Source organism: Fructilactobacillus sp. X3R2C1 (assembly GCF_059901235.1).
Map to the genome: position 1 here is coordinate 235,213 of NZ_JBWXVA010000002.1, position 12,841 is coordinate 248,053.

Sequence of the window (12,841 nt, forward strand, 5' to 3'; positions counted from 1 at the left end):
TATACTTTATTAGTATTTCCATTAAATTTAATCAAGGAGAGTGACTTTATGTCTAAAGGGAAAAAGCAAAGTAAATTAGGCTTAATGTCTTTAGTTTTAATGATACTCACTGCGATATTTGGCTTTGGTAATACGACCGTCGCCTATGATCAAATGGGCTACGCCAGTATTATCTGGTACATATTTGGAGCACTAGTATTTTTCTTGCCGGTTTCATTAATGTTTGCCGAATATGGTTCCACTTTCAGTAGTGCTAAAGGTGGAATTTATTCCTGGCTTAAAGAGTCAATTGGTGAACGCTTAGCCTTCATCGGAACCTTTATCTGGTTATCATCATGGATCATTTGGATGATCTCGACTTCTTCTAAGGTTTGGATTCCATTTTCTAACATTATTTTTGGAACGGATAAAACCCAAACATGGCATTTGTTCGGAATTTTTACCCCAATGCAAACAATTGGAATCCTCGGGATTGCCTGGATTTTAATTATTACTTTGTGTGCGACTCATGGTTTTGATTCAATTGCTAAGATTGCTAACATCGGGGGAGTATTATCAATTGCTCTACCACTGATCTTTGCTATCTTATCAGTAATTGTCTGGGTCTTAAATAAGGGCCAACTTGCTGAACCAGTCAATGGCGCTAAAAGTTTCATTCAATCCCCTAATCCATTATTCGTCACTCCAATCGCCATCATGTCATTTGTTGTTTATGCGATTTTTGCGTATGGAGGAATGGAGTCAATTGGTGGAGTCGTTGATAAGGTCAAAAATCCTACGAAGACTTTTCCCCGTGGGGTCATCATTGCGGCAATCATCATGGCAGTCATCTATTCTGGATCCATTTTTTTGGTTGGTATTACAGCTAACTGGCATGAAGTTGTCGGAAAGGGTTCGGTCAACCTGGGTAACATCACTTACGTTTTAATGAATAACCTTGGTTATGTTTTCGCTAAAACCCTTGGCTTTTCAGCTGGATCAGCAATGGAATTTGGTCGCTTCATGGCCCGAGTAGCCGGTTTAGGGATGTTTATTCCATACTTAGGTTCTTTCTTTGTTCTGATATATTCCCCAATCAAATCATTTATTGAGGGATCCAATCCAGATTTATGGCCTAAAAAAGTGGTTAAATTAAATAAACATGGTATGCCAGGGTTTGCAATGTGGATTCAAGCATTCGTCGTTGTTGCCGTTATCTTTGTCATTTCTTTCAGTGGCAATAATGCTCAACAATTTTACTTAATTTTAACTGATATGGCTAATATTTCGACCACTTTCCCCTACTTATTCTTAGTTGGAGCTTTTCCATTCTTCAAGAAACTAAAGAATGTTCCTCGTCCCTTTGTCTTTTACAAGAACCGAATTGTCACTAACATCATGGTAACCATTATCTTGGTTGTACTAGTGTTAGGAATTGGTTTTACTGCTATTCAACCAATCTTGACTCATGATTACACCACCGCCTTCTGGACCATTGTGGGACCACTAGCTTTTGCATTGGTTGGTTGGTTAATGTATGAATACAACAGTCGAAGAGGTACTAAAACTGCTAAAGAAGTTGATGACCAATAAAAAAAGAGTTCGCAATGCGAACTCTTTTTTTTACATAAAATTAATGCTTACGACTTGCTTCTTTAATACGAGCAGCCTTACCAGAACGATCACGTAAGTAATACAACTTAGCACGACGAACTGAACCACGTCTAACAACATCAATCTTAGCAATTCGTGGTGAATGTAATGGGAAGATTCTCTCAACCCCAACCCCACTGGCAATTCTTCTTACTGTGTAAGTAGCTTGAATGCCTGAACCGTGACGTTTAATTACAACACCAGTAAACTTCTGAATACGTTCGTTACTACCTTCAACAACCTTTACGGAAACCGTAACGGTATCACCGACACGAAATTCAGGAATATCTGAACGAAGTTGATCACTATTGATCTTATCAATCAATTTATTTTGACGCATAATCATTTCTCCTAACTAGCATTCTTATCTTCTCGACAGCGGAATACCGTTTTATTTAGCCATAAAAGACCACTTAAAATTATAACATACAAACCAAAAAACTCAATACTTACCGATCTTCTTCCTCAATTTTAACGTCCGCCAATAATTCCTTTTGCCTTTTTGACAGTTTATTGTAATTAATCAGATCTGGTCGTCTTAAATATGTCTTTCTTAAAGATTCCTTCTGTCGCCAATCATCAATTTTTTGATGATCACCACTAGTTAAAATCGGTGGAACTTCTAATCCCCTAAAGTCTGCTGGTCGCGTGTATTGAGGATATTCAAGCAATCCACTTGAAAAAGAATCTCCTGGGGCTGACTCTTGATTACCAAGGACACCCTTAATGAGTCGAACGGTCGCATCAATCATTACTAGCGCAGGCAATTCACCACCCGTAAGGACAAAATCACCAATTGAATACTCGTCAGTTACTACGGATTTAATTCGTTCGTCAAAGCCCTCATAGTGACCACATAAAAAGGTCAAATGGTCCTCTTTGGCAAGATTTGCAGCATCGTTTTCATCAAATTTTTTCCCTGCCGGATCAGTTAAAATGACTCTACCAGATGAATAACCCTGTTTTTCTGAAACTTCTTGAGAATGCGCAAAAGCATCAAGCATTGGTTGAGGCTTAAGTAACATTCCAGCTCCCCCACCAAAGGGGGTATCATCCACGTTATGATGTTTATTAGTCGAAAAATCACGAAAATTAGTAATATCAATATTTATGATTTCTTTTTCAATGGCCTTACCGATAATGGATTCACTCAAAGGGCCCTTTAAAATATTAGGGAAAAGGCTCAATATATCGATCTTCATCGTTACTGCATTCCCTCCATTAACTCAACGACTACTTTATGATTAGGAATATCCACTTTTTTTACGACCGAATCAATCTTTGGAAGTAACAAATCATCTTTATTTTTACGCTCCACTACCCAGACATCATTGGCAGGCATATCCATAATATCACTTATTACACCAATTTTATTATCATCTTTATCGATAACATCCATGCCGATAATTTGTTGATAGAAATATTCGCCTGGTTGTAAGTCAGTATTTTTTCTTTGCTCCGACGTAATTTTTAGGATGGCAGGTTTAAGGTATTCAACATCATTTATGGAATTGCGACCAGAAAAATGCAACAGAATAAATCCCTTATGGCTTCTAACCCCGTCAATCTTCAATTCTTCCATTTTTCCGTCTTTGGGGAATACATAAACAAGATTACCAACTTTAAAGCGTTGATCAATAAAATCAGTAGTAGGTTTTATTCGTACTTCACCTTTAATTCCCTGAGTATTTACTAATTTCCCAATTTCTAAGTAATCCATAGTTCACCTATTTCTATAAAAAAACTCTTAAATAAAAACGAGTTTTATCTAAGAGCTAATCTTTGCCATCATCAATAACGAGTTTAATTCGCTTTCCATCATTAACGTGAACACTATAAATTATGGTTCGAATCGTCTGAGCAACTCGACCCTTTTTTCCAATAATACGTCCAACGTCATTAGGATTGGTAGACAATATATATTCGCTAAATTGATCAGTATCCTGATGATTAATACTAATATCATCAGGATATTTAACTAATGGCTTAACGATTGTTTTAATTAAATTATCAAAATTAACCATAATCAATCACTTATTTCTTAGCTGCTAATTTGGCATCATGTAATTGTTTCATAATACCTGCATCTGACAAAATATTACGAACAGTATCAGAAGGTTTAGCACCTTTTTCCAACCAGTCCATGATTGATTCTTCTTTTAAAGTTACTTGATCAGGTTCAGTTAATGGATTGTAAGTACCAACATTTTCGATAAAACGACCGTCACGAGGACTACGTGAGTCAGCAACCACGATACGGTAAAATGGACGCTTCTTTGAACCCATTCTTCTTAATCTAATTTTTAATGACATAAACACACCTCCTAATAGTTTTCTTAACAATTACTAATATTACCAATAAATATTAGTGATGTAAAGGTTTTTTTCTTTACAGTCTGAAATTAATGTCTTTTTTTATTTTTTCGTCGCTTCTTTTTATTCTTTTTGATCTTGCGACTCATCCGCTTCATGGCGAGGTTCGACAATTTACCAGTCATTCCGCCGCCCATCCCAGCAGAATCCATCATATTTGACAACCCTGACATATTTCCATTAGACACTTTGTTCATCATTTTCTTCATTTGATCAAATTGTTTAATGAGTCGGTTGACTTGTTGAATCGGTTGAGCCGATCCCCGAGCAATTCGACGCCTTCTAGAGGGATTTAAAACATCGGGGTTGGAACGTTCCTCATCAGTCATTGAATAGATAATCGCTTTAATGTGGTCTAAATCTTTGGGATTAACGTTTAAATTCTTCAATGCCGGATTATTAGCCATTCCTGGAATCATTTTAACCAAATCTTGAATTGGACCCATCTTTTGAATTTGTTCTAATTGATCAACAAAATCATCAAAATCAAAAGAATTTTCCTTGATTTTTTCGGTTAATTCCTTAGCTTGATTTTCATCATACTCTTTCTGAGTCTTTTCGATGAACGAGAGCATGTCGCCCATTCCCAAAATTCGAGAAGCCATTCGATCTGGGTGAAATACGTCCAAATCATCTAATTTTTCACCTTGACCAACAAACATAATTGGTTTGTCAGTCACAGCCCTGATTGACAAAGCAGCTCCACCACGAGTATCTCCGTCTAACTTTGTTAGAATAACCCCGGTAATATCTAAAGCATCGTTAAATCCGACCGCCGTATCAACTGCATTTTGACCTGTCATAGCATCAACAACTAAAAGAATATCATTTGGATTGGCCACCTTTTTAATATTCTTTAATTCATCCATCAAGTTTTCGTCAATTTGAAGCCGACCGGCCGTATCAATTAACACATAATCGTTATTATTCTTGCTAGCTTCCTTTAAACCATCTTGAACAATTTGTACTGGGTCAACATCCGTTCCCTCTTGAAATACTGGAACATCAACTTGTTCGCCCACCTTTTCTAACTGTTCAATTGCTGCGGGACGATAAACATCGGCAGCGATCATTAATGGACGCGCATTATCTTCAGATTTAAGCCTTTTAGCTAATTTACCTGCTGAAGTAGTTTTACCTGCTCCTTGAAGTCCTACCATCATAATGACTGTAGGAATCTTGTCTGATTTAACTAGCGGAGTGGCAGATTCACCCATCATGTTAGTCAGTTCATCGTTAACGATCTTAACAATTTGTTGGGCCGGATTTAATCCTTCAAGAACATCAGCGCCCTTAGCTTTTTCTTGAACCTTCTTTACAAACTGACGAACCACCTTAAAGTTAACGTCCGCTTCTAGTAATGCCAATCTAATTTCCCGCATTGTTTCACGCAAATCAGATTCGCTGACCTTGCCTTTTCCTCTTAAGTTTTTAAAAGCTTTTTGTAATCGATCGGTTAAACCTTCGAAAGCCATCTTTTCACCCCTAATTTTCTTCCGTAATTTCTAAGTGATTCACCAACGCATTTAAGTGTTCATCATTTGGATAGTGCTTTTTAATGTAATCTCTAATCTCATCGGTTTGCCGATTGCGTAATACAAACAATTGATATAGGTGCATTTTACTTTCATAGTCTTCAAGAATTTGCTCAGTTCTTTTAATGTTATCATAAACCGCTTGGCGACTAATATTGAAATTTTCTGAAATCTCACCTAACGAAAAATCATCTGCATAGTATTCTTGAATGTACTCTGCCTGTTTCTTAGTGAGTAATTCACCATAAAAATCATACAAAGCATTAATCCGATTATTCTTTTTAATGTCCATCTAAAGTCACCACTAATTGTCTTGAATTAATCCCTTAAATAAACCGTCAATAAAGCTCTTAGAATCAAATTTACGCAAATCATTAACCGCTTCTCCCAGTCCAACGAACTTTACCGGAATATTAAGCTTATTTTTGATTGCAATTACAATTCCACCCTTGGCAGTTCCATCAAGCTTTGTTAAAACAATTCCCGTAATGTTAGTGATTTCATTGAACATCTTGGCTTGATTCAAAGCATTTTGACCAGTAGTTGCATCAATCACTAGCAATACTTCTTGAGGTGCGTCTGGAATTTCACGCTTAATGACCTTATCAATTTTAGCAAGTTCATTCATTAAATTAACTTTATTTTGCAATCTTCCGGCTGTATCAACAAATAAAACATCATAATTTTCTTTTTTGGCTTTATCTACTGCTTCAAAAACAACCGAAGCTGGATCACTACCAGCGGACTTTTTAACAATATCAACACCATCACGTTTAGCCCATTCATCTAATTGTTCAATGGCGCCCGCTCTAAATGTATCAGCAGCCGCTAAAAGCACCTTTTTATTTTGCTTTTTAAAATTATTGGCCATCTTACCAATAGTCGTCGTTTTTCCAACTCCATTGACACCAACAAATAAAATCACAGTTGGGCCAGTTTGAGATAATTTGATTGAACTATCTTTATCACTTGGTGCATCATACAAATCGATCATCTTTTGGACGATTAGATTTTGAACTTCTTTTGGTTTCTTGGCATTTTTTAATTTAACCTCTTCTTTTAGTTCATCAGTTAGTTGGATTGCAGTTTCAAATCCAACATCGGATTCAACCAGCGTATCTTCTAAATCATCAAAGAAATCATCATCAACTGAGCGAAAATTAGCAAATAGCGCATTTAATTTTTGTCCAAACGAAGACCGTGATTTTGCCAGACCATGTTCGTATGCTTTTTCAGTTGATTCAGGCTGCTTAGTTACATCATCAGTAGACTCTTTTACATCTTCATTTTTATTAGAAGAATGATCTGTATCAACCACAGACTGGCCTTTTTCATCTGACTTGTTATCGTCAGTGCTTCGAACACCATCTTTTGATGTTTGCGTTTGTTCTTCCGGTTCTTCAGAAACATCAGCTCCATCGTTCTCACTCTCGCTTGATCCATCATTTTTCTGACTAACTTCATTTTCTTCAGTTTGTTGAAAGTGGTCACCTTGATCAGAGGTGTCGTCACCAGTAACCTTTGCTTTCTCATCTTCTCTTTTAGACTGCTTGGTTTTGCTCTCTTTGTCGTCAGATTCTTTCTTCTTACCTTTAAAAATATCAAATAAACCCATAATTATTCTCCTAGTTTTTTAGATTCATCTAAGTTGACCGAAACAACCTTAGATACACCCGAATCTTGCATTGTAACTCCATAAAGATGATCCGCATAGATCATCGTTTCCTTTCTGTGGGTGATTACAATAAATTGTGTATTATTCTTTAAACTCTGCATATACCGCGCAAAACGATCCACATTGGCAGGGTCAAGAGCAGATTCAGCTTCATCCAATATTACAAACGGAACTGGTTTTACCTCAAGAACTGAAAAAAGCAGTGCCAAAGCCGTTAGAGCTTTCTCACCACCAGAAAGTAAATTGAGATTACGGTATTTCTTTCCGGGTGGTTTTACCAAGATATCGATCCCGGTTGTAAGTAAATGATGCGGGTCATCCATTTTTAGTTTGGCTTCCCCACCACCAAAAATATTGCGAAAAATATGACTAAACGCAGTTGCAATTTTATCATAAGTTTCGCTAAATTTAACTTTTACCGTTTGATCCATTTCATTCATTATCCCAATCAGTTGACTCTTAGATTCAATTAAATCATCAAGTTGATGATTCATAAATTCGTAACGATCCTTTACTTCTGCATAGGCATCAATCGAATTAACATTAATCGGACCCAACTCGTCAATTTCAGATTGGAGTGATTTAATCAATGAATCGATTTCGGGTAATTCAAGTTCCACCTTCTTCATTGAGCTAGTTCCTTTAATCATGTTATCGCGTTGATAACGCTCAGAATCAAGGTTATCTATAGCTGTTTTTAAATTTGATTCTAGCTTTTGAACTATTCCTGTTTGAGAAATTAAACGATCCTGAAGATCGGAAACTTGCTGATCATATTTTTGATCATCTTGGTTAAATTTATCAATTTTTGAATTAAGATCGTTAACATCCCGCTTAGTACTTTGGATTTGTTGTTCTAGTTCGGGAATATTAGTTTTTACTGCCACCACTTCTTGATTAATTGATTGCTTAAGTCCGTTTATACTATTGGCTAAGCTTTTTAATTGAGTTTCAAAATTCAACCTTTGTTTTAAAAGACTTTCCCTACTGGACTTGAGTTGGCTATTTTGTTCCTTTAAGCGAATCAACTTTTCTTTGATTTCAGATGATTTGATATTATTTTCGTTAACATTCCGAGTAATCTTTTCAATCTGACTTTTGATTGAGGTATTCTTAGACTGATTTTGCTTAATTTGCATTTTTAAATCATTAATCTTATGAGAAAGATCAATCTCATTTACACCATCATCACTAGTTGTGTTTTTTAATTGTAATCGAATTGCATCAGCATTTCTTTGAGACTCCTTTAAACTACTTTGATTCATACTAATGCTTTTTTGTTTAGCTTGAATCTCTCCTTTTAATTCATTTAATTTTTGACGAAGTTCATCGTGCTTATTCTGCTTTATTGTGTGCTGATCTTGGAATTTTTTGATAGTCTCCTCACCAGCATTCATCTTCTGGCTCATTTCTTCAACTTGCTGATTTAAGTGGACCAATTTTTCTTTTTGACTTAGTAAGCCAGAGGACTGGTTGCGATTCGATCCACCGGTGATTGCACCTCCAGCATTAACGACATCCCCATCTAAAGTTACCACTTTAGCCTTATGACCAATTGTCTTACTGATCTTTGTAGCACTTTTTAAATCAACCGCAATCATCGTACCACCCAGCAGGTGATTCTTAATCCGTGTCATATTCGATGGCATTTTGACCAGGTCCGAAGCAATTCCAACAAAGCCAGAAATCGACTTTACTGCATTTAACACATTAGAGGATAAATAACGTTCATTAACAGCATTCATAGGCAAGAACGTAACTCTTCCCAGTTTCTTCTCGCTTAAATAGTGAATTGCATCTCTAGCATCTTTAACATTCCCGGTGATAACCTGCTGAATCTGACTTCCCAGTGCTGTTTCAATGGCTAGAACATAACGATCAGGAACTTCAATAAAATCACTTACTGTTCCCTTAATACCAGTTAAATTTGCTTTGCGTTTTAATAAGTTTCGCGTCCCGCGATAAAGCGAATTATGATTTCCCAAGATTGACTTAATACTATCTCGTTCCGTTTTAGTCTCCTGAAAAACACGCAATGCAGCATACCAGCTTGCCTTTAATTCTTTTTCTTTGTCCCTTGAATCTGACAACTTCTTATCAACTTGCTTTAATTCATTCACCATTTGTTTCTGGTTGTTTTGAAGTTTCGATAATTCGATCTCTTCTGAAGTGATTTCTTGCTTTAAAAGGTTGCTTTGATCTTCAATCGCATTAATCCGCTGATATTTTTCTTTTACCTCACTATCACTACGCTTGGATAATTTTTGCATTAATTTTAAATTATTCTTGGCACTGGCTAATGACTGCATCAAATCTATGTAATCATTTCTTATATTTTCAAGTTCTGTTTGCTTTTCCAATAAATTTTGTTGAATAGGAGCCGTTTCAAGCTGCTTCATCTTATGAGAATAGTTGGAAATGAGAGCCTGCTTTTTACTAATTTGGCTTTGATTATCAGTAATATTGTTTTTAACGTTTCCCAGTTGCTCTTTTAAATCACTTACTTTACTTTCTAAGTCGTTAATCTTTTGTTGATTAAATTCACGTCGTTGCTCAGACAACTGCTGATCACTATGAGCTGATTCGAGTGATTTAGTGTCGCTTAAAAGTTGATTTTGAAGCTGTTCACGCTTCTGGGTTAAACTTTTAATCTTGCTCGTTAACCCTTGTTTGCGTTCTTTAACTTCCTTAACTTGTATTTTTAAATTAGTAAAAGTAGTATTTTGCTTTTTGAGCTCCTTTTCCAGATTCATTTTCACGTTTTCATGATTTTTAATCTTAATCACTAATTTAGAATACTTCAATTGATCAAGATACTTTTTCTTATTTAAATAGAGCGAAGCAGCATCACTTTGATCCTTTAGAGGCCCAATTTGTTTGTCCAACTCGTTAATAATATCTGAGATTCGATCCAAATTTCCTTGAGTATCAGCTAACTTTTGTTCAGTTTCCACCTTTTGTTTTTTATATCGATAAACTCCAGCAGCTGTCTCAATAATTGATCGCCTTTTTTCAGCATCATCATTGAGAATTTCATCAACATTCCCCTGAGAAATAATGGAAAGGGAACCTTCACCTAATCCAGTATCCATAAAAAGATTACTAATATCCTTCAAACGACAATCTTTATCATTGATTGAATAAGAACTATCACCATTTCGATAAACTTTACGTGTGATTTTAATTTCGGTATAATCAGAATCCAAAAAATGATCAGAATTATCAAAATAAATGCTAACTTCTGCACGACTAAGAGCTCTGCGCCCCTTGGACCCAGAGAAAATGACGTCTAACATTTTTTTACCACGTAAAGTTTTGGCCGACTGCTCACCTAAAACCCAACGAATTGCCTCGATGACATTACTTTTTCCGCTACCATTTGGACCAACAATTCCAGTAAGCCCATCCTGAAAGTCAATTGTGGTTTTATCTGCAAAAGATTTAAATCCTGCAATCTCAATTGATTTTAACTTCACCTTAATGCCTCATTTACTTAATACTTGTGCTTACTCCCAGTTCATTGAGTGCTTTCTTTGCCGCTTTCTGTTCTGCATCTTTCTTGGAATGTCCTAACCCGACTCCCATTTCTTTGCCGTTAATTTTTACCGCAACTTTAAATTTACGGTCATTATCAGGACCATCTTCACTAACTAGTTCATAGTCTAAATCAACTGGGCCATTTTCTTGAACAACTTCCTGTAATTCAGTTTTATGATCAAAGAATTCGTCAAACCAACCCTCATCAAGCTTAGGGAAAATCACAATCTGACAAAAATTCCTCACCGTTTCTATTCCTTGATCGAGATACACCGCTCCAATAAATGATTCAAAAATATCACATAAAAGTGAGTCACGTTGTCTGGCATTCGCCTTTTCTTCACCTTTGCCGAGTCGAATATACTTGTCAAAATGACATTCACGGGCAAAACGACTAAAACTATGCTCATTAACCATAGCAGCTCTTAATCTAGTCAGTCGACCTTGTGGTAATTCAGGAAAACGTCTAAAGATGTAGTCTGAAACCACTAATTGATAGACAGCATCCCCTAAAAACTCCAGACGTTCATAAAATTTTAATCCTTGACCGGGATGCTCGTTCACGTATGATGCTTGGGTCATTGCTTCATCTAAAAGTGCTTCATCGTTAAACTTAATATTAAACTTGTCTTTTAACAAGTCATCAAACTGCTTTTGCAATTCTATTTCCTCCAAAGGTAACATTTTTTCTTTTAATTATATCATTAATGCCTAAATTACGATAATTGCATAATAAAAAATGACCCGTCATAACAACGAATCATCTATTTCTTTGCAATGTGTTTTTTCGTTTTTGGATCAATATCTCGCATAATTACATTCACTAGATCGCCGACATCACTGATATTCTCAGTATTTTCACTGGTGAAAACATCGCCAAATTCATCCTCTAATTCAACGATAAATCCCGCCATATCAATAAAATCAGCGCCTAAATCATTAGTAAAGTTTAAGTCATTCGTTACCTTATCAACCGGAACCTTAAAACGACTTGAGGTGATTTCTGCTACTTTTTTAAATACTGTTTCTCTATCCATCAGTGATCCCTCCTACTGTTCACCATTTTTAATACTATCCATTTCATCAGTATGATTAGAAAAATATTCTTTCACTGAATCAACAAAATTAGAATTAATAATTTGCTGAATTTGAAGTATCGTATTTCTAATTGTCTTAGCCTTACTGCTACCGTGGCTCTTCACCACTGGGGCCTTCAATCCAAGTAGGACGGCACCCCCGTACTTAGTGTAATCCATCTTGTGGGCAATCTTTCTTAAAGTATCCTTGAGTAATAAAGCACCCACTTTGGACTTCACTCCACCATTTATAATGCCGTCTTTTAACATATTAATCATTGACAATGCAGTTCCTTCAATACTCTTTAAAACCGCATTACCGGTAAAGCCATCGGTTACCGCTACATCGGTAACTCCATCCAGCAACCCTCGTGATTCGATATTACCAATAAAATTAATGTCATCATTTTTTCTTAAAGCATGATACATTTTTTGATGGATCTTATTTCCTTTGTCAGACTCGGTGCCATTATTAATCAACCCAACCCGTGGATTTTTAATCTTTAAGACTCTTTCAGCATAATACTTACCTAGTAGTGCATACTGATAAACGTTAACAACCTTAGCATCAGCATTTGCTCCACAATCAATTAACGTGAAACCAGTATTGTTATCAATTACTGGTAAAGTAGTAACCAGTCCCGGACGATCAATTCCTTTGATTCTACCGATTATCAATAAACCAGCAACTAGAATGGCACCAGTATTTCCACAGGAATAAAATGCATCAGCTGTCCCATCTTTAACAGCTCGAGCAGCCATGACCAGACTTGATCCCTTTTTTTCTTTTACTGCTTTAACGGGTTCATCTTCCATTTTAATAACTTCATCTGATTGAATCACTTTGATATTTTCTTTGTTATTTAACAACGAATTGATTTTATCAGAATCACCAAAGAGTTGAAACTCCACGTGATCCATTTCATCACGAGCAAGCTCAATCCCTCTGACAATTTCATCAGGTGCATTATCGCCACCCATTGCATCAACAGCAATTTTTATCATTATAGGCA

Annotated in this window: 13 protein-coding genes; 1 reads left to right on the plus strand and 12 read right to left on the minus strand. The window is 36.1% G+C overall.

Translation table 11 applies throughout. The features are described 5' to 3' along the window. Positions 1–48 precede the first annotated feature (48 nt). Positions 49–1,572 (plus strand): glutamate/gamma-aminobutyrate family transporter YjeM, encoded by a 1,524-nt coding sequence (gene yjeM, locus AC6UDB_RS03210; protein ID WP_500695671.1) that lies wholly within the window; start codon positions 49–51, stop codon positions 1,570–1,572. Between the two features lie 40 nt (positions 1,573–1,612). Here yjeM and rplS read toward each other — a convergent pair whose 3' ends face one another. The 12 genes from rplS to plsX all read right to left on the minus strand — a co-directional run bounded on the left by rplS (position 1,613) and on the right by plsX (position 12,833). Continuing rightward, the gene (rplS, locus tag AC6UDB_RS03215; RefSeq protein ID WP_500695672.1) at positions 1,613–1,972 is read right to left on the minus strand and encodes a 50S ribosomal protein L19; all 360 of its coding nucleotides are present in this window, start codon (positions 1,970–1,972) and stop codon (positions 1,613–1,615) included. Positions 1,973–2,081: 109 nt separating this feature from the next. After that, a complete protein-coding gene (gene trmD / locus AC6UDB_RS03220) occupies positions 2,082–2,834 on the minus strand; it encodes a tRNA (guanosine(37)-N1)-methyltransferase TrmD (protein WP_500693724.1) in 753 nt (250 codons plus the stop codon). A 2-nt stretch (positions 2,835–2,836) separates the two neighbouring features. Next, a complete protein-coding gene (gene rimM, locus AC6UDB_RS03225; protein ID WP_500693723.1) occupies positions 2,837–3,352 on the minus strand; it encodes a ribosome maturation factor RimM in 516 nt (171 codons plus the stop codon). Positions 3,353–3,407: 55 nt separating this feature from the next. Then, positions 3,408–3,656 (minus strand): KH domain-containing protein, encoded by a 249-nt coding sequence (locus AC6UDB_RS03230; RefSeq protein WP_500696715.1) that lies wholly within the window; start codon positions 3,654–3,656, stop codon positions 3,408–3,410. A gap of 10 nt (positions 3,657–3,666) precedes the next feature. Next, the gene (gene rpsP / locus AC6UDB_RS03235; RefSeq protein WP_500693721.1) at positions 3,667–3,945 is read right to left on the minus strand and encodes a 30S ribosomal protein S16; all 279 of its coding nucleotides are present in this window, start codon (positions 3,943–3,945) and stop codon (positions 3,667–3,669) included. An 89-nt stretch (positions 3,946–4,034) separates the two neighbouring features. Beyond that, positions 4,035–5,480 carry a signal recognition particle protein gene (gene ffh / locus AC6UDB_RS03240; RefSeq protein ID WP_500701058.1) on the minus strand — a complete coding sequence of 482 codons (1,446 nt, stop codon included), beginning with the start codon at positions 5,478–5,480 and terminating at the stop codon, positions 4,035–4,037. 10 nt (positions 5,481–5,490) lie between these two features. Further along, entirely contained in the window at positions 5,491–5,832 is a 342-nt protein-coding gene (locus AC6UDB_RS03245; protein ID WP_500699492.1) for a putative DNA-binding protein, read from the minus strand. A 12-nt stretch (positions 5,833–5,844) separates the two neighbouring features. Further along, positions 5,845–7,155 carry a signal recognition particle-docking protein FtsY gene (gene ftsY, locus AC6UDB_RS03250; RefSeq protein WP_500709144.1) on the minus strand — a complete coding sequence of 437 codons (1,311 nt, stop codon included), beginning with the start codon at positions 7,153–7,155 and terminating at the stop codon, positions 5,845–5,847. 2 nt (positions 7,156–7,157) lie between these two features. Beyond that, positions 7,158–10,691 (minus strand): chromosome segregation protein SMC, encoded by a 3,534-nt coding sequence (gene smc / locus AC6UDB_RS03255; RefSeq protein WP_500709145.1) that lies wholly within the window; start codon positions 10,689–10,691, stop codon positions 7,158–7,160. Positions 10,692–10,704: 13 nt separating this feature from the next. After that, positions 10,705–11,436, minus strand: a complete 732-nt coding sequence (rnc, locus tag AC6UDB_RS03260) for a ribonuclease III (protein ID WP_500693716.1) — start codon at positions 11,434–11,436, stop codon at positions 10,705–10,707. Positions 11,437–11,516: 80 nt separating this feature from the next. Further along, complete coding sequence (locus AC6UDB_RS03265) at positions 11,517–11,789, minus strand: acyl carrier protein (protein WP_500693715.1); 273 nt, start codon at positions 11,787–11,789, stop codon at positions 11,517–11,519. Between the two features lie 12 nt (positions 11,790–11,801). After that, positions 11,802–12,833, minus strand: coding sequence for a phosphate acyltransferase PlsX (plsX, locus tag AC6UDB_RS03270; protein ID WP_500709147.1), 1,032 nt, complete (start codon positions 12,831–12,833; stop codon positions 11,802–11,804). Between the last annotated feature and the right edge of the window lie 8 nt (positions 12,834–12,841).